Origin of the sequence: Streptomyces sp. NPDC058240 (assembly GCF_042882135.1) — a bacterium.
Classification (GTDB): Bacteria; Actinomycetota; Actinomycetes; order Streptomycetales; family Streptomycetaceae; genus Streptomyces.
On record NZ_JBHVWT010000014.1, the window covers coordinates 167,898 to 191,097 of the forward strand.

Annotated in this window: 18 protein-coding genes; 6 read left to right on the forward strand and 12 right to left on the reverse strand. The window is 71.8% G+C overall.

The window, feature by feature from the left end; all coding sequences use genetic code 11:
* Positions 1-113 precede the first annotated feature (113 nt).
* From ACFVX4_RS22920 to ACFVX4_RS22935, 4 genes are all read left to right on the forward strand, one after another.
* On the forward strand, positions 114-881 hold the full coding sequence (locus tag ACFVX4_RS22920; protein WP_389980288.1) for an enoyl-CoA hydratase/isomerase family protein: 768 nt from the start codon (positions 114-116) through the stop codon (positions 879-881).
* Positions 882-1,132: 251 nt separating this feature from the next.
* On the forward strand, positions 1,133-1,648 hold the full coding sequence (locus ACFVX4_RS22925) for an ATP-binding protein (protein WP_389980290.1): 516 nt from the start codon (positions 1,133-1,135) through the stop codon (positions 1,646-1,648).
* A gap of 354 nt (positions 1,649-2,002) precedes the next feature.
* Positions 2,003-2,821: a polysaccharide deacetylase family protein gene (locus tag ACFVX4_RS22930; RefSeq protein ID WP_389980292.1), complete on the forward strand. Its 819-nt coding sequence runs from the start codon at positions 2,003-2,005 to the stop codon at positions 2,819-2,821.
* A complete protein-coding gene (locus tag ACFVX4_RS22935) occupies positions 2,821-3,981 on the forward strand; it encodes a beta-propeller fold lactonase family protein (protein ID WP_389980294.1) in 1,161 nt (386 codons plus the stop codon). Before ACFVX4_RS22930 ends, ACFVX4_RS22935 begins: the two co-directional genes overlap by 1 nt.
* Positions 3,982-4,019: 38 nt before the next feature.
* Here the strand turns inward: ACFVX4_RS22935 and ACFVX4_RS22940 are convergent, their stop codons facing one another.
* The gene (locus ACFVX4_RS22940; protein WP_389980296.1) at positions 4,020-4,658 is read right to left on the reverse strand and encodes a GNAT family N-acetyltransferase; all 639 of its coding nucleotides are present in this window, start codon (positions 4,656-4,658) and stop codon (positions 4,020-4,022) included.
* 187 nt (positions 4,659-4,845) lie between these two features.
* Here ACFVX4_RS22940 and ACFVX4_RS22945 point away from each other — a divergent pair, with 187 nt between their 5' ends.
* Positions 4,846-5,061, forward strand: coding sequence for an EF-hand domain-containing protein (locus ACFVX4_RS22945; protein ID WP_266426749.1), 216 nt, complete (start codon positions 4,846-4,848; stop codon positions 5,059-5,061).
* A gap of 52 nt (positions 5,062-5,113) precedes the next feature.
* Here ACFVX4_RS22945 and ACFVX4_RS22950 read toward each other — a convergent pair whose 3' ends face one another.
* Positions 5,114-6,601, reverse strand: coding sequence for a carboxylesterase/lipase family protein (locus ACFVX4_RS22950; RefSeq protein ID WP_389980298.1), 1,488 nt, complete (start codon positions 6,599-6,601; stop codon positions 5,114-5,116).
* Positions 6,602-6,705: 104 nt separating this feature from the next.
* Complete coding sequence (locus ACFVX4_RS22955; RefSeq protein WP_389980300.1) at positions 6,706-8,196, reverse strand: long-chain fatty acid--CoA ligase; 1,491 nt, start codon at positions 8,194-8,196, stop codon at positions 6,706-6,708.
* A 190-nt stretch (positions 8,197-8,386) separates the two neighbouring features.
* On the opposite strand from ACFVX4_RS22955, the gene ACFVX4_RS22960 reads away from it, so the two are divergent.
* The gene (locus tag ACFVX4_RS22960) at positions 8,387-9,748 is read left to right on the forward strand and encodes a PucR family transcriptional regulator (protein ID WP_389980302.1); all 1,362 of its coding nucleotides are present in this window, start codon (positions 8,387-8,389) and stop codon (positions 9,746-9,748) included.
* Positions 9,749-9,826: 78 nt separating this feature from the next.
* Here ACFVX4_RS22960 and ACFVX4_RS22965 read toward each other — a convergent pair whose 3' ends face one another.
* The 9 genes from ACFVX4_RS22965 to ACFVX4_RS23005 all read right to left on the reverse strand — a co-directional run.
* Positions 9,827-10,804, reverse strand: a complete 978-nt coding sequence (locus ACFVX4_RS22965) for a terpene synthase family protein (protein ID WP_389980324.1) — start codon at positions 10,802-10,804, stop codon at positions 9,827-9,829.
* A 515-nt stretch (positions 10,805-11,319) separates the two neighbouring features.
* Positions 11,320-12,738, reverse strand: a complete 1,419-nt coding sequence (locus ACFVX4_RS22970; RefSeq protein WP_389980304.1) for a DUF6177 family protein — start codon at positions 12,736-12,738, stop codon at positions 11,320-11,322.
* A gap of 81 nt (positions 12,739-12,819) precedes the next feature.
* Entirely contained in the window at positions 12,820-16,791 is a 3,972-nt protein-coding gene (eccCa, locus tag ACFVX4_RS22975) for a type VII secretion protein EccCa (RefSeq protein ID WP_389980306.1), read from the reverse strand.
* A gap of 238 nt (positions 16,792-17,029) precedes the next feature.
* Entirely contained in the window at positions 17,030-18,277 is a 1,248-nt protein-coding gene (locus ACFVX4_RS22980) for a MinD/ParA family protein (protein ID WP_389980308.1), read from the reverse strand.
* A 53-nt stretch (positions 18,278-18,330) separates the two neighbouring features.
* Complete coding sequence (gene eccD, locus ACFVX4_RS22985) at positions 18,331-19,704, reverse strand: type VII secretion integral membrane protein EccD (protein WP_389980310.1); 1,374 nt, start codon at positions 19,702-19,704, stop codon at positions 18,331-18,333.
* Positions 19,705-19,807: 103 nt separating this feature from the next.
* Positions 19,808-20,119, reverse strand: coding sequence for a hypothetical protein (locus ACFVX4_RS22990; protein ID WP_266426773.1), 312 nt, complete (start codon positions 20,117-20,119; stop codon positions 19,808-19,810).
* 255 nt (positions 20,120-20,374) lie between these two features.
* Positions 20,375-21,169, reverse strand: a complete 795-nt coding sequence (locus ACFVX4_RS22995) for a DUF6508 domain-containing protein (RefSeq protein WP_389980312.1) — start codon at positions 21,167-21,169, stop codon at positions 20,375-20,377.
* A 34-nt stretch (positions 21,170-21,203) separates the two neighbouring features.
* On the reverse strand, positions 21,204-21,602 hold the full coding sequence (locus tag ACFVX4_RS23000) for a hypothetical protein (RefSeq protein ID WP_389980314.1): 399 nt from the start codon (positions 21,600-21,602) through the stop codon (positions 21,204-21,206).
* Positions 21,603-21,616: 14 nt separating this feature from the next.
* Positions 21,617-23,200 (reverse strand): ADP-ribosyltransferase (locus ACFVX4_RS23005; RefSeq protein ID WP_389980316.1); only part of this gene is annotated, 1,584 nt, incomplete at its 5' end.

Below are 23,200 nucleotides of genomic sequence, written 5' to 3' on the forward strand. Positions count from 1 at the left end.
TTTTGGGGGGGGGGGGACGGGGTGTTTTTGGGGGAAAGGAAAGGGGAGTGTCCTGGGGGTGGCAACAAACACCCCTTCCCCCGCCGTCGTTAACCACAGTTAACCTGCCTCCCATGACCGCAAATCTCGAAGTACGCGACGGCGTCGGCACGATCCTGCTGGACCGTCCGCCCATGAACGCCCTGGACGTCGCCACCCAGGACCGGCTGCGTGAGCTCGCCGAGGAGGCGACCCGGCGCGACGACGTGCGGGCCGTGGTCCTCTACGGCGGCGAGAAGGTGTTCGCGGCGGGCGCGGACATCAAGGAGATGCAGGCGATGGACCATACGGCGATGGTCGTACGGTCCAAGGCGCTGCAGGACTCGTTCACCGCGGTGGCCCGGATCCCCAAGCCCGTCGTCGCCGCCGTCACCGGCTACGCGCTGGGCGGCGGCTGCGAGCTGGCGCTCTGCGCCGACTTCCGCATCGCCGCCGACAACGCCAAGCTGGGCCAGCCCGAGATCCTGCTCGGGCTGATCCCGGGTGCGGGCGGCACCCAGCGCCTGGCCCGGCTGATCGGCCCCTCCAAGGCCAAGGACCTGATCTTCACCGGTCGCCACGTCAGGGCCGAAGAGGCCCTGACGATCGGCCTGGTGGACCGTGTGGTGCCCGCCGCCGAGGTGTACGAGCAGGCGTACACCTGGGCCGCCACGCTGGCGAAGGGGCCGGCTCTCGCGCTGCGCGCCGCCAAGGAATCCATCGATGCCGGTCTGGAGACGGACATCGACACCGGGCTCACGATCGAGCGGAACTGGTTCGCCGGACTGTTCGCCACCGAGGACCGGGAGCGCGGAATGCGCAGCTTTGTGGAAGAGGGACCGGGCAAGGCCAAATTCCTCTGACCGACCGCAAGTTGGGCACAGACTGACGCGGGTTCATCCGTGCGGGCGGATTAGCTGGGCCTTAAGAGAACCTTGGGGCCCAGCTCGCCGACAGGCCCGCAGGTCTGGCTCGGACGGGGTATCCGTGCAGGTCAGAAGGGTTGTGGCGGGGCGCATTCTGCCATTGGCATATGCCTACCGACCTCGGTGGAACACCGTACTCCGGGGTGCGGATTCCGTTGGAACGGCCCCGGCGCGCGTGTCTTGCGACCATGATGGTGCCCATGGCGGGCCTGGAGGGTGTGGAACAGCCGCGACCGCACAGCGGTGCGACAGCGGCGCGCTGGATGCCGGTCGTCGAGGACGAACAGGCGTTCAAGGCGCTGGAGTTGTTCGGAAATCCGGCGGAGGGTGAAGTCCGGCTGCCCTCCCGTCCGGAGTCGGCGGCCACCGCCCGGCGGCTCACCTCGTGCGTGGTGCTCCGCCAGTGGGCGCTCTCCCCGCAGACCGCCGAGTACGCCGTGCTGCTCGTCTCGGAGCTCGTCGGCAACGCGGTGCGGCACACCGGTGCCCGGGTCTTCGGGCTGCGGATGCTGCGCCGCCGCGGCTGGATCAGGATCGAGGTGCGCGACCCCTCGCGCGGGCTGCCCTGTCTGATGCCCGTTCAGGAGATGGACATCAGCGGACGGGGCCTCTTCCTCGTCGACAAGCTCTCCGACCGCTGGGGTGTGGATCTGCTGCCGCGCGGCAAGACCACCTGGTTCGAGATGCGGATCTCCGACCGCTGACGCGGCGGGCCCGCGCCCGGAACCACAGCAGCCCCCGGTCCGCCGTGGTGCGGCGCTTCGGGGGCTGCTGTGTGGGGGCCGTGAAATGGGGGGTGTGTTCACGGCCGCTTGTGACGACCGGGCTCGGGTCATGCGGTCGTGTCACCGACTATGGCAGACGGGCGACCTCTCCGCCAAAGGTGCAATCGGTGTATCGATCCCATAATGGGGCATTCCTGGGGTGAATCGCAGGTGTGATGGGTCACTTGCCTGTAAAAGTGTGAATATTTATGGGATTCGGTGAGTGATTCATTCGCTTCGCCCATATGCCTAAAATGTTATTTTCTTCTCATTTCACCCCTACTGTGTCTGTACATGAACGCCTCCGACACTCCGGTGCACCGCCGCAGCGCCCTGCGCGCGGGAGCAGGGACCGCCCTCGCCGGTGTCCTCACCGCCGGATGCGCGGACCACGACGCCGCCGGCACACCGGCCGGGACCGTCACGGACGCGGTGAGCCCGAAGAACCCCGTCGGCGCGACCACCCGGCCCCCGTCCCCGCAGCCCGCGCCCGGACCGCGCCGCTTCCCCGGACAGCCGGTCCAGATCGACCACGGCCCCCGCGACCGCGCCCGCGTCGCCCTCACCTTCCACGGCCAGGGCGACCCCGCCATCGCCCGCACCGTGCTCGCCGAGGCCGAACGGGCCCACGTCCGGGTCACCGTCCTCGCCGTCGGCAGCTGGCTCGACGAACACCCCGGGATGGCCCGGCGCGTCCTCGACGGCGGCCACGAACTCGGCAACCACACCCAGCACCACATCGACATCTCCTCGATGGGAGAGGCCGAGGCGTACGCGGAGATCACCGGCTGCGCCCAGCGGCTGCGCCGGCTCACCGGCTCCATCGGCACCTGGTTCAGGCCTTCCCGCACCCGGTACGCCACCCCGCTCGTCCAGCGGCTGGCCGCCAGGGCGGGCTACCCGCACGTCCTCTCGTACGACGTGGACTCCCTCGACTTCACCTCTCCCGGCGCCGCGGCCGTGACCCGCAAGGTGGCCGGCGAGATCCGCAACGGATCGGTGGTGAGCCTGCACTTCGGCTACGCGGACACGGTCGCCGCGCTGCCCCTCCTCCTCACCGAAATCGACCGCCGCCAACTGCGCGCGGTGACGACCACGGAGCTGCTGACCTGATGTCTCCCTCCACCAAACACACCGCGGCCCTGCTCGGGGGTGTCCTGCTGGCCGTACTCACCGGCTGCGGCACCCCCGCCGAGAAGACGAACGTCCAGGCCGCCCGCGCCGAGCCCGACCGCGTCGCACCGCCGGGGCTCCCCGGAATGCCTCCGGTGCTCGACCCCAAGGACGTCTACGCGGCCGACCGGGGAAAGCTCTCACCGGTCGTCAAGGACTTCCCGTCCCGGGTGTACGTCCCCAACACCAACTCCGACACCGTGTCCGTGATCGACCCCGCGACGTACAAGGTCATCAAGACCATCAAGGTCGGCCGCCAGCCGCAGCACGTCGTCCCGTCCTGGGACCTGAAGACCCTCTGGGTCAACAACGACATCGGCGACAGCCTCACGGCCATCGACCCGGCCACCGGGAAGACCGGCCCCACGGTGCCGGTCTCCGACCCGTACAACCTCTACTTCACCCCGGACGGCAAATACGCCGTGGTGATGGCCTCGATGAACCGTCAGCTGGTCTTCCGCGACGCCCACACCATGAAGACGGCCAGGACCGTCCCGGTCGACTGCGCGGGCGTCAATCACGCCGACTTCTCCACCGACGGCCGGTACTTCATCGTCTCCTGCGAGTTCTCCGGCGAGCTCCTCAAGGTCGACACGGCCAGGATGAAGGTCGTCGGCCAGCAGAAGCTGCCGCTCAAGGGCGCGATGCCGCAGGACGTGAAGCTGTCGCCCGACGGCGGGACGTTCTACATCGCGGACATGATCGCCGACGGGATCTGGGTGCTGGACGGGAAGAAGTTCACCACCCCGAAGCTGCTGCGCACCGGCAAGGGCGCCCACGGCCTCTACGTCAGCCGTGACTCCAAGGAGATGTACATCTCCAACCGCGGCGAGGGCTCCATCTCCGTCTTCGACTTCGCACGGCGCGAGCTGGTGAAGAAATGGCGTCTGCCCGGCGGCGGCAGCCCCGACATGGGCGGGGTCTCGGCGGACGGCAAGGTCCTCTGGCTGAGCGGACGTTACAACGCCGAGGTCTACGCGATCGACACCGCCACCGGCAAACAGCTCGCCCGTATCCCGGTGGGCAGCGGCCCGCACGGACTCGCCGTCTACCCGCAGCCGGGCCGCTACTCGCTCGGCCACACCGGCGTCTTCCGCTGACCGCCCGACCACAACCCCACCACGGCCCTGTTGACCGCTCACCCCGCGATCAGCAGGGCCTCCGAGCCCACCGGCCGGTAGCCCGCCGCCTGGAACGTCCGCACACTGCGGGCGTTCCCCGGCGACTGCTGGGCCCACACCACCGCGTCCGGCACCAGATGCCGGGCCGCCCGTGCCAGCCGTTCGCCGAGCCGCCGGCCGCGCGCCTCCTCGGCCACCTCGATCGCGGTCTCCCAGCGCCCCGCGACGCCCCGGCCGAGGATCACCACCCCGCCGTCGGCGGACCAGACGCGCACCTCGTCGCGGTACTTCATCGCCCGTGCCACCCGCGGATGCTCCGGGTCCTCGATCTCCCGCAGTGCGATCTCCGGTTCGCCGGGCAGCGCGTCCGCGACCGTCAGCAGATCGATGGTGTTCATGTGCCGGCCGCTCCGGGCCAGCAGCGCGCCCAGGAAGTGCGGATTCATCGTCGCGGCGAGCGCGTCGCCGGGGGTGCCGGCCAGCACGGACCGCACCCAGCCGGGGTCCTCGGCGGTGAAGACCACCGAGTGCGCGGTGAACGCCAGCACTCCCGCGTCCCGGGCACCGGGCTGCCCCACCACGGTCGTCGAACCGTCCGGCGGGGGGAACCGCCCCTGCGCCGCGGCCGCCAGAATCCGTGCCAGTGCGTCATCCATGGGCGTTCCGCTCCCCGGTCCGGGCCGTGGTCCGCCGGGCGGCGGACCTCCCGCCCATGATCGACGACCGGCCGCCGCGAACGCCATCGGTCGCGACCGTTAATCTGACCCCCGTCAGTCAGGCATTGGCCAGGCATCGGTCAGGCACTGATCAGCCATTGATCAGGTATTACGAAGGGGCGGAACTGTGGCGGACATAGAGTCGGCGCGCAAGGCATTCGAGCGGTTCGATCTGAACGGCGACGGGCTGATCTCGGCCGCCGAGTACAAGAGCGTGATGGCTCAGCTCGGCGACCCCTACGTCACCGAGACGGTGGCCCAGGCCGTCATCAACTCGCACGACGCCAACGGCGACGGGCTGCTCACGTTCGACGAGTTCTGGGCGGCGCAGAACAAGGGCTGACCCCCCGGAGGACCCCCGGCCCGCGGGCCGGGGGCCGCCGTCGGCGGTGCCGTCAGGACTTCTTCCGGTACGGCGCCCAGCCGCACAGCTCCTCGTCGCGCGGGGCCCGCAGCACGGCGGGCTTCCCGGGGCCGAAGCCCATCACCGGGCGCGAGGCGTCCCAGCCCGGCCAGCCGGGGTCGCCGGACACCGCGAACGCCACCCACGCCGCGTGCATCGCGTCGGCCAGCTCCTGCGGGGCGTCCTCACCGGTCAGCGCCACCGCGTCGGGCCGGTCCAGCGTGTCGAAGACGAAACCGATCTCCAGCGCGTGACAGGCACCCAGCCGCAGCACCGGGGACGGCCAGCCGAACTCGTAGAGATGAGTGCTTCCCGGGGCACCGGCGTGGGCGTCGGCCACCCGGTTCAGCGGGACACGCAGCAGCAGATCGGTGGCGAGCGCCCCGAGCAGCTCGCCCGGCGTGGCGCCCGGCCGGTTCGCGCGGTACGTACGCGCCGTGGCGCCGGGCACCTTGAACTTCAGCAGGGCCAGCCTGAGCTTGAACGCGGACAACCGCTCCGTCAGACCGCTGGGTACGAACCAGAGCCGGTACTCCTCGCTGGTCGAGCCCATCAGCAGATCGATGCCGGACGCGGCGCCGTCCAGCAGCGCTTCGAGCGGATCGCGGGGCAGCAGATCGCCGTCCACCACGATCTGGAAGGAGTTCCCGCCGGTCAGCGGGGAGCCGCCGGACGTCACCTCGGTCTGCGCGGCCAGCAGCGCGGCCGGATCCACCGCGGCCAGTGCCTCGGCCGTCGCCGCGACCCCGAGCCGCTTGGCGATCAGCTCCGTGGTGCGGCGGGCGGCCGCGCCCAGCGGCAGCGCGGTCGGCGCACCGCTCTGCAGCACCGCCCGCCGGAACAGGCCCCTCGCCCGCGGGGCGGCCAGCAGGGCGCCGATGCTGATCGCCCCCGCCGACTCGCCGCACACCGTGACCAGGTCCGGATCGCCGCCGAACGCCGCGATGTTGTCCCGCACCCAGGTCAGCGCCGCGATCTGGTCGAGCAGCCCCAGGTTGGCGGGCGCGTCCGGGAGCACCCCGAACCCCTCGATGCCGAGCCGGTAGTTGACCGACACCAGGACCACACCGTCACGGGCGAACGCGGTCCCGTCGTACAGCGGAACGGACGACGAACCGTGCAGCAGCGAGCCGCCGTGGATCCAGACGAGCACCGGCAGCCCGGTGCGGGCCGGGGACGGTGTCCACACATTGAGGTTGAGGCAGCCCTCACCCGCCACATCCGGGTCGGGCAGCAGCCGGTCCAGTGGCGGGGAGTACGGCCGCTTGGGTGCGGTCGGTCCGAACGCCACCGCGTCCCGCACCCCCTCCCAGGGCTCGGGCGGCTCGGGAGCCCGGAAGCGCCGGGGGCCGACCGGCGCGGCGGCGTACGGGATGCCCCGGAAGACGGCGACACCCTGCTCCAGCGTGCCGCGCACCGCCCCGTGGGCCGTGCTGACCCGAGGTGACGTCCCGGGTATCGGAAGGGGTACGGCAGTCATGAGGTTCAGCCCTTCTGCGGCGCGATTCGCGGACGGTGACCCGATATGTACCCGGTCCGGGGCCGCGTCGACCCGGACTGGCCCGGCGGGGTGATGGAGCGGGATCAGGAGGCCGCCGTCAGGGCGCGTTTGAGGACCTTGCCGGTCGGTCCCAGTGGCAGTGCCTCGGTGAACCGCACGATCCGCGGGTACTTGTGCCGCCCGAGTCGCTCCCTGGACCAGTCGATCAGCTCCTTCTCCGTCACCGCCTCCGTTCCGGGGCGCAGGACGACGACCGCGCAGATCTCCTCGCCGCGCGCCTCGTCGGGCACGCCGATCACCGCGACCTCGGAGACCGCCGGGTGGCGCACCAGCACCTCCTCGACCTCACGCGGGTAGATGTTGAAGCCGCCCCGGATGACCAGGTCCTTCTTCCGGTCGACGATGCTCAGGAAGCCGTCCTCGTCCCGGACCCCGAGATCCCCGGTGCGGAACCAGCCGTCGACCACGGCCGCGGCCGTCGCCGCCGGATCGTCGAGATACCCGGCGAACACGTTGTGGCCACGCACCACGACCTCGCCGACCTCGCCGTCCGGGAGCAGCAGCACGGCGTCCTCCACCGCCGCGTCCGCCACACCGACCTCCACGCCCCACACCGGGTGGCCGACCGTGCCGGGGCGCCGGCCGAACTCCGGCTGGTTGAAGGTGGCGACCGGGGAGGTCTCGGTCAGCCCGTAGCCCTCCAGGACCTGCGTCGCGAAGGTGGCCTCGAAGCGTTCGAGCACGGCGACGGGGAGGGCCGCGCCGCCCGAGACGGCGGCGCGCAGGGTGAGACGGCGCGTCGTGTCGTCCTGCGCCGCCGCCTCGACGAGGGCGTGATACATCGTCGGCACGCCCATGAAGACGCTCACCCCCTCGCCGGCCAGCAGCTCCAGCGCGCCCGCGCCGCTGAAGCGCGGCATGAGGACGAGCGTCGCGCCGGACCGGAGCGTCGCGTTCATCGCGCAGGTCTGCCCGTAGGTGTGGAACAACGGCAGACAGCCGAGGACCACGTCGTCGACGCCCAGTTCCAGCAGGTCGTGGGCGATCACGGAGGCGTTCATCACGATGTTGAGGTGGGTGAGCAGCGCACCCTTGGGCCGCCCGGTCGTGCCGCTGGTGTACAGGATCACCGCGATGTCCTCGGGGGCCGCCGGCTCCGCTGCGGGCAGCGGCTCGCCGCCCGTCGGTACGCCGTGCACGGCCCGGACACCCGCGGCGCGCGCCGCCTCCTCGGCGACCGGCCACATCGGACCGCCGCCGATCAGCGCGACGGAGCCGCTGTGCCGCAGCACGTACGCCACCTCTTCGGCCACCAGCAGCCCGTGCACCGGCACCACCGTCGCCCCGGCGGCGAGCGCGCCGTAGTACGCGTACAGGAAGTCCGCCGAATTGGGCAGCAGCACCGCGACCCGGTCGCCCGGCCGGACCCCGGAGGCCCGCAGCGCACCCGCACAGCGCAGGGCCCCCGCCCACAGCTCGCGGTAGTCGATCCGGGTGCCCGAATCGACCACGGCGACGCGGCCGGGATGCCTGCGGGCCGACTCGCCCAGGACGGTTGCGACGCTGAGAAACATGACACGCTCCAGGGAAACATGGCGTTCACACGGCTGCTCCTGCTCAGAATCGGCCGTGCCCCCGTCTCCGCACAATGTGCGGTTGCCCACCATGAGCGCCGCCCGCCTGGGCAGCAGCCACTCGCAGCGGTACGCGACAAGGCATCCGCCTAACACGCGGGCGCTACGGGACAGCCCTTAGCCTTCGGTCATGGCGCAGAATCCGGGTGCCCGAGCCCCTCGAACCGACGGCCCCCGCAACGACGGGCCCCGCGCGGACCGCTCCCGCACCGGCAGCGGCGACGACGGGGAGCTGCGCCGTGCCCTGGCCGTCGCGCTCCTGCCGGGGATCGACGAACTGACCCGGCGGGTCGTCGACGACATCCACGCGCACAGCGGTACGTACGCCTCCGGCTCGCCCGTCAGCCGGGACGATCTGTGGGAGATCTGCCGCGACAACCTGCTGCGCGCGCTGGAGGACTTCGGCGGGCTCCCGTCCAGCGGGGGCGGCTTCGAGCATGCGGCGCGCGAGACGGGGCGGCGGCGCGCGGAACAGGGCGTACCACTGGACACCGTGCTCCAGGCCTACCGGCGCGGTGGCCGGGTGATGTGGCAGATGATGGCCGAGCATCTGCGGGCGACGCGCGGGACACGGGACGCCGTGGGACCGGTCGCGGGCGACCCGGACACCGAGCTCGACATGGCGGGCGCCGTGTGGGAGACCATCGACCGCTACTCGCTGGTGATGGCGGAGTCGTACCGGCTGACCCAGCTGGAGATGCAGGGCCGGCAGGACACCCGCCGCGTCGCCCTCTTCGAGGCCCTGCTCGACGGGCGCGGCGACGATCCGGCGGTCGCGGCGGCGGCCTCCGCGGCGCTGGGCGTCCCGGTCCACGACCGGTACGTCATCGTCGTCGCCGCCCAGGACCCGGCCGCACCGCCCAACCCGGCGCCCGCCCTCGACGACCACGGTATCTGGTCCTTCTGGCGGCCCCGGGCGGGCCGGTACGCGGGCATCGTGCGGCTGGCCGCGGGGGAGTCCGCTGTCCTGCTCGACCTGCTGCGGCACCGCACCGGCGCCACCGCGGGCGTGTCACCGGAGTTCGACCGGCTCGCCCAGGCGGGCAGGGCCCTGCGGCTGGCCGAGCAGGCGCTGCGCACGCTGCCCGCCGGGAGCGGCGAGGCGGCGGCCTTCGACGACCGGCTCGCGGAGGTGCTCCTCGTCGGCCGGCCGGAGATCGCCGAGCGCATCGTCACCACGCGGCTGGGCGGTGTCCTGGAAGCGGCGGCCGAACGCGAGGTGCTGCTCGGCACCCTCCGGATCTGGCTCGACCAGGGCTGCTCGGCGGCGCGGGCGGCCGAGCTGCTCTACTGCCACCGCAACACCGTCCTCAACCGGATCGGCCGGATCGCCGAACTCACCGGCCGTTCCGCCGAGTCGGGCGAGGTCCGGCTGGGGTGGGCACTGGCCCTGAGGGCGCTGCCACTGATGGGCGCCGATGACGAACGGGCCGCGGCGGACGGCGACTTCGGGCATGGGCCGTACGGTCGACCGGGGCCGTCCGGATCCTAGGGTCGTGCGTGCCGCGCGGGACCGGAGGCCGTTCGCCGGGCCTCCGGTCGTCGGCTCCCGCGCCGTACTGATGGTGGGTCAGGCCGCGAAGTGCTTCGACAGGGACTCCCGTTCGTCGACCTCGACGAGATCGGGACGGGTGTAGCGCTCCGCGCGGGCGTGGTAGTCGAAGTCGCCCCGGACCAGCCCGCGGTAGTCCTGCACGCACCGCTCCAGCGCGGCCCGGGTGGGGCCCTGGATACCGGCCGCGTCGATTTCCTCGATCAGTTCCTTCTCGGCGCGCTGCACCCGCTCCGCGATCTCCCCGAGCTGTGCCCCGGCCTCGTCCACGGCCTCCTGGAGCGTGCATCCGCGATCACGCTGGATGAGGCGCACCGCATTGTGCTCGTATCCGAGCAGGGCCTCCTTCTCGAAGGAGCAGATGTCGTTGCAGAGCCCCGAGTGATCGGTCACGGCATTGCGCAGCGCGATGTACGCGGGAAGGCTCCGGGCCGATTCCGGAAGGTCGATCCCGGCGGTGATCTCGTGCAGATCCAGGAAGGGCTGCATGGCCACCGAATCCCGGCGGTGCTTCACGAATTCGGTGCGGCTCGGCGCCTGCCCGGCGGCCCGCTCCACGGCCTCGGCGTAGTAGGTCCACAGCCAGGCGACCGTGTCCCGCCGGAACTGCCGGACCCAGCGCGCCGGCCGGTCCCGGTACGTCCGGGTCCGCAGCCCCACGAGCGCCCGCTCCATGGCGCCGCGCGGCGGGCCGCCGTCGAGGACGGTGACCAGCCGGCCGATCGCCGCCTCGCACATGCGCGGATCACGTCCGGCGGGGCCGTCGTCGAACTCGTCGTCGACGAGAAAGGCCCAGAAGAGCCACTGGCAGAAGAGATCGAGATGCTGCTGCGAGGCAGTGGGGAATATGAGGGAGATCCAGAGTTCGGGCCTGGTCCGGATCATCTTCTTGCGGGCCACCGGAGAGAGCACGAGATCGTTGGATCCGGCCCATTCCCAGGCGGCCTCCCGGGTCTTCTCGATGCCGGGATTGCATCCGGTGCTCTGGAACGGCATATGAAACGCTGGCAGCGCGATCTGGCTCATTGGTGCCCCTCGTCGAAACGATTCGGATGAACGATACGAACGGGTATCCGGTCGGACTCCTATGTCGGCGCCGGGTGCGCATCGAGGGACGGGCCGCCCACACCCACCGACCCTGGCCAGAGACTCACCGTGCGAGATGAGGCAGTCATTCCTGCTCACTCTCCTCCGCCGGGGGTTCGGGGCATCGGGCGCGGGCCCGCGGGCCCGCGGTGGCAATCGCCCTTGGTGCAGGACGGCGGCATCACCATGCGTGACCCCCAGTCAACCCCGAGTGGGGGTGAGAGGGAAGCTGTTTGTGACCGAAAGTGCTTGATCGTCAGGAACGAGTGAACGTCTCTGAGCAGTCAATGACCTCTTGTGGTGATCGCCTGTCGGCGGCACGGACGTCCGCCCAGGCGTCCACGCCGTCGATTTCACGCCGTCCCGGGCATGCCGACGGCCCCGGCCCGGTTTCCCGTCCCGGGGCCGTCGGCATGCCGTTCTGTTCAGGCGCCCTTCAGATGCCGCATCAGCCGCTCGAAGTCCTGCCAGCCCGACAGGTCCGAAGGGTCACCCGGCAGCGGGTAGTACAGCGCCGGACGGGACCTCGGGCCGAGCTGGACCGGCGGCTCGGAGAGTGGGGTGCGCCGGGCGCGGTCGCCGGGCATCTCGCGCACCTCCTCCGCGCCGAGCACGAAGGCCAGCGGGACCCCCGGCCCCTCGAAGCGCGGCGGTACGGCCAGGTCCCGGCGGGCCTTACGGAGTTGGACCAGCATCGACTGAAGGTGATGGCGGGTGGCGAGCACCTCCGCCATCCGGGGCAGGGCGTCCAGCGGAAGTTCCTCGCCGGGGCCGTAGCCGAACGCCAGCGTGACGTCCTCCTCCACACCCGCCTTCGTGCGGCTGATGCGGACCGTGGCCAGGCCCGGCCGGTCCGGGCCGCCGACCACCACGAGCCAGGTCGGCGCGGGCGCCCGGTCGAAGGCGACATCGGTCAGCCGGCGCAGCGACCACGGCAGGTTGGCGGGCTCGGCGGTGCCCCACCCCGCCGGAGCCTGCCCCGTGAGCTCCTGCCACACCGACTCCAGGGCCCCGCCCAGCACCAGCCGGTCGTCCGCCGGGTGGACCGTGCGGAACGAGATGGCCAGCTGATGCTCACCGGTGTTCGCGACCTCCTGGTACGAGGCAGCCACCGGCGTGCGCGGGTCCTCGGGAGTGGCGTCGGCCGACTCGACCGTCGCGAACATGCCGTTCTGCCAGCGCAGTACGGCACCGGACAGACCGTCGTAGTAGCCGTCCTTCTCGTCCTGCACCACCCAGCGCGACGGCCAGCCGCTCAGGCTGTTGCGTACGGCGGGGGAGAGCACGGCACCCGGCGAGGTGACGATCTGGAGCCCCAGCTCGGCATTGGCCGCGGCCCGGAACGCGTCCGAGAGCCAGGCCGTCATGGCGATCACCGGACGGTCCTGGATGATGACGGCCACCTTGTCGGTGAGCGCGTCGACGGCGGGCTGCGCGGCGGCGGGCGTGGGCGCGACGCTCACCCCCTCGGTCTTCACCACCGCCAGCGAACGCGCGGCCTCCGGCGGCCAGGCGGAGCCCCCGGCCAGCGTCGCGATCCGGGCCGCGAAGGTGCCCGCGAGCAGCTCGGCCTCCTCGACACCGGTGGTGGCGCGCGCCTCCGTCCACCAGAACGGGACCGGGGGCGCGGCGGCCCCGAGCAGCCGCTCGGCCTCGCCCGCGACCTGCACCAGCAGCGGCGCCTCGATGGAGACGAGCGGCCGGCCCTGATCGTCGCAGAGCTGTACGACGGCATCCTCGCCCGTCGTCCCCACCAGCTTGTCCGGGCCGCCCGCGAGCAGACCCGCGAGCACGGTCAGCGGGTCGGGCATGCGCGTGGTGAGGGCGATGACGTCCTTGGTCATGTGGTCGGCCGTTCCTTCTTCGTCCGGGGTGCGGATGTACGGTGGGGGCGGCCCGCGGACGCGGGACCGCTCCCGGGCGCGTCACTCCGCGGTGTACACGGTCTGGATCAGACGGTTGGGCTGGCCCCTGCGGATGAACACACCGCGCCCCGGCGGCTGCTGGGCCGCGTACACACCGGGGAACAGCTGGCCCTCGCTGCGGTCGCCCGACATCAGGAGCGCCGAGGCCCCCGACTCGCGCAGGCCCAGCATCAGCGGGTCGTACATGCCGCGGGAGGCGCCCGCGACCCGGCGCGTCAGCACGAAGTGGAGCCCGATGTCGACGGCGGACGGGATGTACGGCAGGAACGGGTCGAGCGGCGACTGGCCGGCCGTGGTCAGCACGTCGTAGTCGTCGACCAGGATCACGATCCGCGGACCGCTGCCCCAACTGCCGGGCTCCAGGTCCTCGGTGTCCGCCCGGTCGTCGGGCAGCCGCTTCTCCAGCTCGCCGGCGATACCGGCGGCCAGGCCCGCGCACATCTTGGGGTTGTACGCGTAGCCGCCGCGGAACTCCTCCGGGATCGCGCCGCGCAGACCGCGCCGCGGGTCCATGACGGCGAAGACCAGCTCCTCCTCGCCGTAGCGCTCGATCAGCCCGCCGGCGACGGTCTTCAGCAGGTTCGTCTTGCCGCACTCGCTGTCGCCCATGATCAGCAGATGCTGGTCGTGGTGGAACAGGTCGAGCACGGCGGGCGCGAGCGCCGTCTGGTCCAGGCCGATCGGCACCCGCTTGGGTTCGGCGACCGGGCCCGGCAGCAGGTGCGGCTCCAGGATGTGCGGCAGGATCCGCACCGGCTGGGCGACCTCGCCGCTCCAGGTGGCGCGGATCGTGCGGGCGGTGTGCTCCAGGACCGCGCCCAGGTCCGAGACGTCCGCGAGACCGTCCGTGCGCGGCAGCGCGACCTGCGCGAAGAGCTTGCCGTCGGTGAGGATGCGGCCCGGCTCGTCGGGCGACAGGGTCTGCGCGAGCTTGCGGTCGATGCTGGACTCGCTGGGGTCGTTCAGCCGCAGCTCGACCCGGGTGCCGAAGTTCGACTGGGTGGCGATGCGCACGTCGTTCCAGCGGAGCATGCCCGCGACGACATGGATGCCGTAGCCGCCACCGCGCTTGAGGATGTCGACGACGGCATCGTCCAGCTCGTCGAAGTCGTCGCGCAGCGCACCGAAACCGTCGATGATCAGCACGATCTCGGCCGAGGCCAGCTGGGGCAGCCGGCCCGCCGCGTGCAGCGAACGCAGCTGCTCCACGGAGTCGATGTTGTGCTCGCGGAAGAGCTCCTCGCGGACCGCGAGCATCCCCCGCACCTCCTCGACGGTGCGCCCCGCGCGCTCCCGGTCCGCACGGCCGGCGACGCCGCCGACGTGCGGCAGCCCCGACACGGCCTGGAGACCGCCACCGACCAGGTCGAGGCCGTAGACGCCGACCTCCTGCGGAGTGTGGGTCAGCGCGATCGCGAGCGCGAGCGTGCGCAGCATCGTCGTCTTGCCCGCCTGCGGACCGCCGATGATCGCGGCGTGACCGCCCGCCACCGTGAGGTCCAGGTACCACTGGCCCTGCCACTGCTTGGTCGGGTCGTCGAGCAGGCCGAGCGGTACCTGGAGCGGACCGCGCCGCTTGGCCAGCTGCATCCCGCGCGGGCCCACGTCCAGCGGCCCCGCGACCTTGTCCAGGGCGACGGCGTCGGGCAGCGGCGGCAGCCAGATGCGGCGCACCGGACCGGCGGCCTCCCGCAGCTGGTCGACGATGACGCCCATCTCGGTCGGCCCGGTCTCCCGGCGCCGCACCTTCGGCTCCTCTCCCGAACTCACGGGCTCGGCCAGGGTGTTGAAGGCCTCGTACTCCAGGGCGAGCGGACCCGCGTCCTCCTCCTGCGTACGCTGCACCGGGCCCCGGTACGCGCCCGAGACGTAGCTCGCCTTGAAGCGCTCGTAGTGGCTGGTGTCGACCTTGAGGTAGCCGAACCCGGGCAGCGGCGGCAGATGGAAGGCGTCCGTGGTGTCCAGGACCGTGCGCGACTCGTCGGCGGAGAAGGTACGCAGACCGAGCCGGTACGAGAGATAGGTGTCCAGGCCCTTGAGCTTGCCGCCCTCGATGCGCTGGCTGGACAGCAGCAGGTGCACACCGATGGAGCGGCCGATACGGCCGATGGACAGGAACAGGTCGATGAAGTCCGGCTTCGCGGTGAGGAGTTCACCGAACTCGTCGATCACGACGAACAGATGCGGCAGCGGATCCAGATCGGGCCGCCGGTCCGCGCGCAGCGCCGCGTAGTCACCGATGTCGGCGACATTGCCCGCGTCCTTGAGCACCTGCTGGCGGCGCTTGACCTCACCGGCGAGCGAGGCGTGCACCCGCTCGACGAGGCCCGCCTGGTTCTCCAGGTTGGTGATGACACCGGCCACGTGCGGCAGATCCGCGAACGGGGCGAAGGTCGCACCGCCCTTGTAGTCGACGAGGACCAGTGCGAGGTCCTCCGGCGGGTGCGTGGCCACCAGGGCGAGGACCAGGGTCCGCAGCAGCTCCGACTTGCCGGAACCGGTGGCCCCGACACACAGCCCGTGCGGACCCATGCCCAGCTCGGAGGACTCCTTCAGGTCCAGGAGCACCGACTGGTGGGAGTCGCTGATGCCGATCGGCACGCGCAGGAAGGCGCGTTCGCCGCGCGGCGCCCACAGGCGCGAGAGGTCGAGCTGCGCCACGTCGTCGATGCCGAGCAGGTCGGCGAAGTCGACGGGCCCGGACAGCGGGGCGTCCACCAGCGATTCGGCGGACAGCCGCATCGGGGCCAGCATCCGGGCCAGGCCCTCGGCGAACGGGATGCTGACCTCGTCCACGGTGCCGTGGGCGCTGATCGGCTCCTGCTCGCGCAGGTCCTCGATGACCACCCCGTCGCCGTCGACGGTGATCCGGACACTGACGTGGCCCGGCTCCTGGACCCGGTGTTCGAGCAGGTGCAGGACGCTGACGCCCATCTCGCGCAGCCCGACCGCGTCGTCCGGGCGCGGCAGGTCGACGGCGTCCTCGCCGTGCCCGTCGGTGACGACGAGCAGCCGGGACGTCATGGACAGCGCGTCCTTGCCGGACAGCCCGCGCCGCACCTCGGCCGCGTACGAGGCACGACGGCGCAGCTCCGGACCGATCTGGCGGGCGAGCTGGGGCGCGGACGGGGCGATCCGCCGCGCGGCGACCGGACCGTCGAACTGCTCGCTGTCGAGCAGGTGCGGCATCCACTTGGCCCACTCCCAGTCGGCCAGCCGGTCACCGGGCACGGCGAGCGCCATCGCGACGTCGTCGGGGGCGTGCGTGGCGGCGGTCTGGACGAGCAGGGCGCGCGCGACGCGCAGACAGTCCTCGCGGGGGCCGATGACACTGATGTTGCCGACCCGGTCGAGCGGGACGGTGAGCGGGAGTTCGGTACCGGTACGGAAGCGGTCCATCAGCGCGGACGCCTCGTTGAGCATGAAGGTGTCCGGCGGCGAGAGGACGGACGAGCCCTGCTGGGCGACCGTCAGGTCGCGAACCGGCATCTCACCCGTGCCGACGCGTACCCGCAGGAAGTCGCCGTCGAGCCGGCGCCGCTCCCAGACCCGGGCCGGGTCGCGCACTATGTCGTACAGGGCGTGCGGCGGCGGATTGAGGACATCGGCCCGCTCGGCCCGTCGGCGCTCCTCGACGGAGAGCTCCTCGCGCAGGTCCTCCAGATAGGCGAGGTAGGCCTCGCGCTGGGTACGGCGGGTGCGCTGGGCCTTGCCGCGCTGCGAGAAGACCAGCGCCACGGAGCCGATGACGGTGACGACGAGGATGATCGCACCGAGCCCGGCGAACTGACTGTTGCGTACGACCGTCATCATCACGACGGAGGACATCACACCGGCGACGGGCAACAGCGACATCGCGATGTTGCCCGACTTGCCCTCGGGCAGGTTCGGCGGGGCCTCGATGGTGCGCGCCTCGGAGGCGGCCGGCGGCCGGGTGGTCCTGGCCGGGCGGTGGATCAGTCGGGTACTCATCGTCGTCCGTCACTCGGGGTCGGGTCAGGTCGTGTCCGCAGGGTCCCGTCCGGCCCGCGACGCCTGGCACGCGCACTCGCCGCGTTGTCGGAGTCGTCCTCGTACGCCCAGTACGAGGACGATCCGCCGCCTTGCGATTGCACGCACCAGACGCCGCGGGCCACGCCCTGCGGGCGTACGACGGGGCTCTGCGGACACGACCTGGGCATCGGGATCAGTGGGTGCTGCCGATCGGTGATCAGTGGTGCTGCTGGGAGAGCCGGAACACGTCCGCGGCGAGCCGGGTGGCGGCCTCCCGGGTCGCGTGCGCCAGGAGTTCGGTACGGATCTCGCCGCCGGCCGCCAGATGCCGGTCGTACGGCAGCACCTGGACACTCGCGCCGGTGGCCTTCAGCTTCTCCGCCGCCTCGTCGAGATCGAGTCCGGGGTGCGGCACCAGTTCGCTGAGCACGACGACCGTGCCGGCGATCACCTGCCGGGGCAGCGACTGCATCCAGGTCAGGACCGCGTATGTGCTGGTGATGCCCTCCAGCGTGGCGGGCGCGGCCAGCACCCGGGCCTGGGCGGCGGACAGCGCGACCCGGGCGACCTCGGCGGGCAGCGTCTCGCAGTCGACAACGGTGACGCCGAAGTAGCGGCGCAGCGACACCATGATCCGCTCGTACGCCCTGCTGTCCAGCATCGCGCCGATCTGGCCCTGACTGCCGGGCAGCAGCCAGGCGTTGCCGGGGAGCTGGACGAGATAGCCGGTGATGTCCAGCAGCGACATCTGCGGCTCGATGATGTCCGCCAGGTCACCGGTGGTCCAGCGCAGCGACTCGGCGCCGAGTCGCAGCGGCAGCGAGCCGAGCGCCGGGTCGGCCTCGACGAAGAGGACCGGGTCCTGGCGGTAGTGCGCGTACGTGGAGCCGAGCAGCGCGGCGACGGTCGACTTGCCCGCGCCGCCGCGGATGGAGGTGACGGCGATCTGCCGGCCGGTCGTCACCGGCTGCTGGAGCATCTCGGCGGTGGCGGTGGTACGGGCGACCTCGCGCGCGGCCGAGGAGGACACGCTCACCCGCAGGGCGCGCGCGGCCCGCGTGGCGAACGGATCGCCGCGCCGCGCCTTGCGCCCGACGGCGGCCAGCTGCCGGTCCACCACGGGCCGGGAGTCGGGGGTGCGGTGGGGCCGGGTGCCCGGGGTGTACGCGGGCTGCGCCTGTTGCGGCTGGGCCTGCTGCGGCTGCGCCTGCCCGACGGGGTGGGCGGCCACGGCCTGCTGTTCCTGGTAGCCGGGGTGCTGCTGGGGCGCCCCGTAGGCGTGGGCGTTCTGCGCGGGCAGGCCGGAACCCGGCGCGGCGGCACCGTACGGCTGACCGCCCTGACCGCCCTGACCCTGCGCGGGCGCACCGTACCCCTGACCGCCGGGGCCCTGCGCGCCCTCCTGGGCGGCGCCGCCCCTCATGGCGCGCAGCACATCGCCCTGCCAGTTGTCTTCGTTCGGCATGTCTGCCCTTCTTTTTCGCCCTGCTGCCCCGCCCGGAGCACCTGCGCGTCGACTCAGAACTTGTTGAGCAGCTGTCCGTACACGCCGAACACACCGACGGCGAGTGGGAAGAGCCCCACCACGCCGATGGATTCGACCAGATCGGCCATGCGCCGCAGCCGGACCTGCACATGCTCGGGCGGCTGCACCGCCAGGACGAGCAGCGGCAGCACTGCGGCCACGACCAGCAGGGCGAGCGGACCGGCGCCCCCGGCGTGCTGCATCCACAGCATGACCAGGCGCACGACCAGGACCGCGGCGGCGGCGAACAGCGCCACGACCTCGGCGACCAGCGGGAAGGCCCGCGCCCGGGAGAGCAGCACGAGGGCCACCAGCGAGGGGAGCGCCACGGTCCACACGGACGGCTTGTCGGCCAGCGTGAGCAGCCAGCCGCCGGCCGCCGCGGAGACCGCGGTGATCACCGTCGCCAGGGCGAGGCCGCGGTGGGTGGCCGCCAGCGCGTTGCCCACCTGGTGGCGGCTGACGGAGGTGCCGCCGGAGCGGCGGTCGTCGAGCGCGGTGAGCCCGGACGCCGCCAGGGCGAGCCGGGGGAGCAGTCCGAGCAGGACGACGGAGAAGACGGCCATCACCGCGCCGAGCCGGGCCAGGTCGTCCTGGACGGCGGCGACGGCCTCCCACACCACGGTGATCGCGGTGGTGGCGACGGCGCCGATGAGCCCGCCGCGGCCGAGCGGCGAGAAGTAGCCGAGGAGCACCAGCGTCAGGACCAGCGCGGCGGCCACGGCGGCGAGCCGCGAGGTCCCCGCCCAGTCGTAGGCGTCCGCGGCGGTCCAGGCGGTGAGGATGCCGAGGCTGCCGGAGGCGAGCAGGAGCGCTGTCGCCAGACCCCGGTTGCCCTGCCCGATCTTCGCGATGAGCGCACCGGCCGCCAGCAGGACGAGCGTGGCGGCCGTGAGGGCGCCGGTCAGCGCGTCCAGGGCGAACTCACGTCGGGCGAGCAGCGCCGCGACCACCGCGAAGGCCACCGACGCCACACCCGCACTCGTCCGGCGCGCGGCGGGACGCCAGCGCCAGGCCTGCAGATCGAGATCGTCGGCCACCAGGTCGGTGACATCGTGCACGACCGGGGCAGGGGGCGCGGAGTGGGCCCGGACGAGCCGGAGCACCGCACCGTCCGCGATCCCGGCCGAGGACAGCGTGCTGTCATGGGGGAGCGCGGAGCCGTCCGACGTGATCAACTGCCGTGTCATCGGGCGCGCTGCCGCCCGGTCGTCCAGCAATTGCAGAATGTCCGGCAGCAGTTGCCCGATCGGGGTGTCGGACGGCAGGACGATATCGGCCCGGCGTCGCTCACCGACCAGAGTCACCCGGCTGAGCTGCGCTCGGGAAGTCGTTGCTGTGCTCACCACTTTACGGGAACCTATCATCGCGACGTTTTGAGGAGTCGGGCAGCTTGGCGTGCCCATGCTACTAGCGCCTTCTCAGTTCCCTTTGCGGGGAACTCTTTCTGAATTTGCCGAAGTTACTGACTTATTGGGGATTCTTCGCCGATTCCCCGGTTTTCTCCGGTTGCGCCGTTTTCGTCGGCTGCTGGTACTGCTGTTCCTGGCGCTGCTGCTTCTGCTGTTCGGCCTTCTGCTTCTCCAGCATGTTCTGGACGAACGACCACCCCACACATCCCGCGCACAGCACGGCGGCGATGGCGATCCCCGCGAACACCTTCCCGAGCCGCTCGTCCGCCGTGCGCCGTGCCCGCTGCGCGCCGAACAGCAGTGCGTCGCGCATCCTGCGCCGCCGTACCGCCACCGACTCCAGAAGCTGGCTGTCGTAATCCCGTGCCATTCGTCTTGTCGTCCGTTGCCTCAGTCGTACGTTGCGTCGGTCATGGTCGCTGCATCATCGGCCCGTCGGCGCGAGAAACGGCGGCCGGGGCCGGGTCACTCCCGCCCACTCCGGGGGAGCGGCATATTCCGCATCAGTCGGCGGGCACCGTACGGGAATCCCCTAATTCACTCCTGCAACATAAGGCATGGGCGAGCAGGCAGTACAGCCCAGGTTGCGGCACGAGCGACACGGCGAACGCGCATTCCGTGTTCGTCAGGGATCGTCCCGCGAGCCGTCGGCCACGGCCTCGTACCAGGCGCACAACGACTCTGCCACGGCGTCGAGAAGACCGTCCCCTGCCGCCTGCGCGATCGTCCCGTCGGAGAAGCGTTCCCCACGCACCACGGCCGTGGCCGCACGCACCGCGTCGGCCGGACTCAGCCGTCCGTCGGCGGGCACGGCCGGCGGCGGGTTGTCCCGCCACAGGTACGCGGGCGTCACCGCGCCGACGGCGGGCAGCGCGCGCACCAGGCGTTGGAGCCGCTCGCCGTGGAGCGGGTAGCTCATCCGCCAGGTGCCGTCGGGCTGCTTCCCGCCCTCGGACCACCGCACGACGCGGTCCTCGTCCGTGAGCGCGGCGAGCGCGCTCCTCAGCTCGCGCCACGCGTCGGCGTTCTCGCGGTCGAGCTGAGCCAGCAGACGCCGGTCGTCGGCCTCGGTGACGACGTGGGCCAGCTCCGTGAGCGCAGCCAGGGACGGGGCCGCGGTCAGGGAGTCCGGGACGACATGGCTGACGCATCTCGGGTCCGAGCCGCGGGCCAGCTCGGCGAGCGCGGCTGTGGGTGCGAGCCCGCGCGCCTTGGCGGTGCCGAGCTTCGCGGACCATTCGAGCCCTTCGCCGAACCCGGCCCGGTCACCGGCGGGCCGCAGGCACCAACCGGCGGCGTCATCCTCGTCGTTGGCCCACAGATAGCCCATCGCCTCGCCGCGCGCGTTGGCGACGGCGAGGTGACGGACCGGCTTGTCGGTCTCGGCGCGGTACCGCGGTGCGTCGGGTTCGTACGTCATGGTCAGCTCTTGTCGTGGGCGTCGGCGCAGGACCTCAGCCCCCGCTCACCAGTTCCTTGAGTTCGGCGAGCGACGGAGCCTCGGCCAGCGAGCCGGGCACGACACCGCTGCCCTGGATGTCACTCGTGTCCCGGACCAGTTCGGCGAGCAGGGCCGTGGGGGCGATCCCGCGGGACTTCGCGTCCCGCAGCTTCCTGAGCCACGCGGCTCCGGCGTTGATCGCGGCGGCCCCCAGTCCCTGCGGCGTCACCCAGCCTGCGGCGTCACCCTCGTCATTGGCCCATACGCAGCCGATCACCACGCCGTCGCTGTCGGCGACCCGCACGTACTGCACGGGTCCCTGCGCGACACGGTTGTAGCGGGGCGGTCCGGCGACCCGCTTGAGCTGCATGTCTTCCTCGAAGCGCGGATTGGGTCGGTTCTCGCTGGTCATGCACTCTTCCTCTGTCACTTCGGCAGGACTTCGCCGTACACCTGGGCCTGTCCGGCCTCGTCCACGAAGACTCGGGTCACCCGGTACTCCGAGCCGCGCCCGAGAAGGATCTCACGCTCGGTCACGCCGTAGTGGCTGACCTTCTCCAGCCACAGCGCGGGCGTCCCCTTCGGGACCCGCAGGTGGAGGATGGCGTCCTTGCCCGCGAAGCTGGGCACCGGGTGGTTGCCGAGCGATGTGGACAGATAGCCCTCGTCACCGAATGTGCCACCCATCATTTCGAGAGGCGAGTCGAGGTCGAGGTGCCCGATGCCCGTGCCACGCACCACCATGACGTCCTCGGGCACGGGGCGGGTCGACATCACCCGGTCCATCTCGCTGATGTCGTGCAGCACCTCGGGCCTGGGACCGTAGTAGGGGTCGTTCCTCAGGTAGCCGTTCATGTCCTTGTACGAGGGGAACGAGTCGCCCGTGTAGTCCCGGAGCGCCTGCTGTGCGGACGGGTCCAGGTTGTCCACGTAGTCGTTCCAGTGGTCCCGGCCGTACTGGATCGCGTCGAAGTCGTCCGCGAACGGCACGGTGCCGTCGGTGAGTTCGGCGGCGGCGATCCGGTGCTTCTCGGCGGTGGAGAGTGCGTCGAAATCGGCTTCCGACACGTGGGGCGTGTACTTGAAGTCGTCCGCCGTACCGCCTGCGCCGGGGCCGTCCGCACCGTGGTGGCCGGCCGTCGTCGCGTCGTCGGCGCCGTGCGCGAGGTCATCGGCGGCGCCGTGCGGGTCGACATGGCTGCCGTGGTCACCGGCGTGCGCCGCGTCGTCGCCATGCGCGGCCACATCGTCCGCGTGCCCGCCGTGCGAGCCGTCGTGGCCGCCGCCGTGCGAGCCGTCGTGGCCATGCGTGCCCGGCCCGTCGTGGCCCGGGGTGTGCGGGGCGTCCGTCGTGTGCGGGTTGCTGCCGGGTACGTCGTGGCCGGGGCCGTGGGGTCCTGCGGGCGGCAGGTCGTGCCCCGGGGCCGTGTGGCCCGGGATGTCGTGCCCCGCACCTGTGGGGAAGTGGTCGGTGGGAACGTGATTGCCGACGCCGCCCGGTACGTGGCCGGGTACGTGGCTTGCCGGGTCGAACGCTGCCGGGGCGGGGCCGAACGATCCGTTCGGTACGTGGCTGGTCACTCCGCCCGGTATATGGCTGCCCGGACCGTGCGGCACGTTGTCGAAGCCGCCGCCGGGCGTGTGCGGCGCCATGTCTGGGAGGCCGCTTCCCGCGTGAACCCCCGTCGGCACCGGCTGCTGAATCTGCCAGGACGACGGGAGGCCCGAGGTGTGGGGCACCGTGTCGTGCGGGATCGGAGTCGTTTCGACCACGCCGTTCGGGGCGATCAGATTCCCGTCGGGCTCCAGGAGGCGACCGTCGGGCAACTGCACCGAACCGTCGGGGAGTCTGGGGATCTCGATGTTGCCGATGCCCTTGAGGCCCTTGGTGATGTCGCCGATCTTGGACAGGCCCGCACCGGCGCCCTTGGCGATGTAGGTCATGGGGTCGATGACCTTGCCGGCCTTGCCCGCGACGGAGAGCACCTTCGCGACGGCGCCGGCTTTGCC

What these genes read in the sequence shown, in the direction of transcription:
- ACFVX4_RS22960 (WP_389980302.1), top strand. Translation starts at nt 8,387, where the DNA reads ATGGCGCAGAATCCGGGTGCCCGAGCCCCTCGAACCGACGGCCCCCGC.
- ACFVX4_RS22950 (WP_389980298.1), bottom strand. Translation starts at nt 6,601, where the DNA reads ATGACTGCCGTACCCCTTCCGATACCCGGGACGTCACCTCGGGTCAGC.
- ACFVX4_RS22925 (WP_389980290.1), top strand. Translation starts at nt 1,133, where the DNA reads ATGATGGTGCCCATGGCGGGCCTGGAGGGTGTGGAACAGCCGCGACCG.
- ACFVX4_RS22935 (WP_389980294.1), top strand. Translation starts at nt 2,821, where the DNA reads ATGTCTCCCTCCACCAAACACACCGCGGCCCTGCTCGGGGGTGTCCTG.
- eccCa (WP_389980306.1), bottom strand. Translation starts at nt 16,791, where the DNA reads ATGAGTACCCGACTGATCCACCGCCCGGCCAGGACCACCCGGCCGCCG.
- ACFVX4_RS22940 (WP_389980296.1), bottom strand. Translation starts at nt 4,658, where the DNA reads ATGGATGACGCACTGGCACGGATTCTGGCGGCCGCGGCGCAGGGGCGG.
- ACFVX4_RS22995 (WP_389980312.1), bottom strand. Translation starts at nt 21,169, where the DNA reads ATGACGTACGAACCCGACGCACCGCGGTACCGCGCCGAGACCGACAAG.
- ACFVX4_RS22970 (WP_389980304.1), bottom strand. Translation starts at nt 12,738, where the DNA reads ATGACCAAGGACGTCATCGCCCTCACCACGCGCATGCCCGACCCGCTG.
- ACFVX4_RS22965 (WP_389980324.1), bottom strand. Translation starts at nt 10,804, where the DNA reads ATGCCGTTCCAGAGCACCGGATGCAATCCCGGCATCGAGAAGACCCGG.
- ACFVX4_RS22955 (WP_389980300.1), bottom strand. Translation starts at nt 8,196, where the DNA reads ATGTTTCTCAGCGTCGCAACCGTCCTGGGCGAGTCGGCCCGCAGGCAT.
- ACFVX4_RS22990 (WP_266426773.1), bottom strand. Translation starts at nt 20,119, where the DNA reads ATGGCACGGGATTACGACAGCCAGCTTCTGGAGTCGGTGGCGGTACGG.
- ACFVX4_RS22920 (WP_389980288.1), top strand. Translation starts at nt 114, where the DNA reads ATGACCGCAAATCTCGAAGTACGCGACGGCGTCGGCACGATCCTGCTG.
- ACFVX4_RS23000 (WP_389980314.1), bottom strand. Translation starts at nt 21,602, where the DNA reads ATGACCAGCGAGAACCGACCCAATCCGCGCTTCGAGGAAGACATGCAG.
- ACFVX4_RS22930 (WP_389980292.1), top strand. Translation starts at nt 2,003, where the DNA reads ATGAACGCCTCCGACACTCCGGTGCACCGCCGCAGCGCCCTGCGCGCG.
- ACFVX4_RS22980 (WP_389980308.1), bottom strand. Translation starts at nt 18,277, where the DNA reads ATGCCGAACGAAGACAACTGGCAGGGCGATGTGCTGCGCGCCATGAGG.
- eccD (WP_389980310.1), bottom strand. Translation starts at nt 19,704, where the DNA reads ATGATAGGTTCCCGTAAAGTGGTGAGCACAGCAACGACTTCCCGAGCG.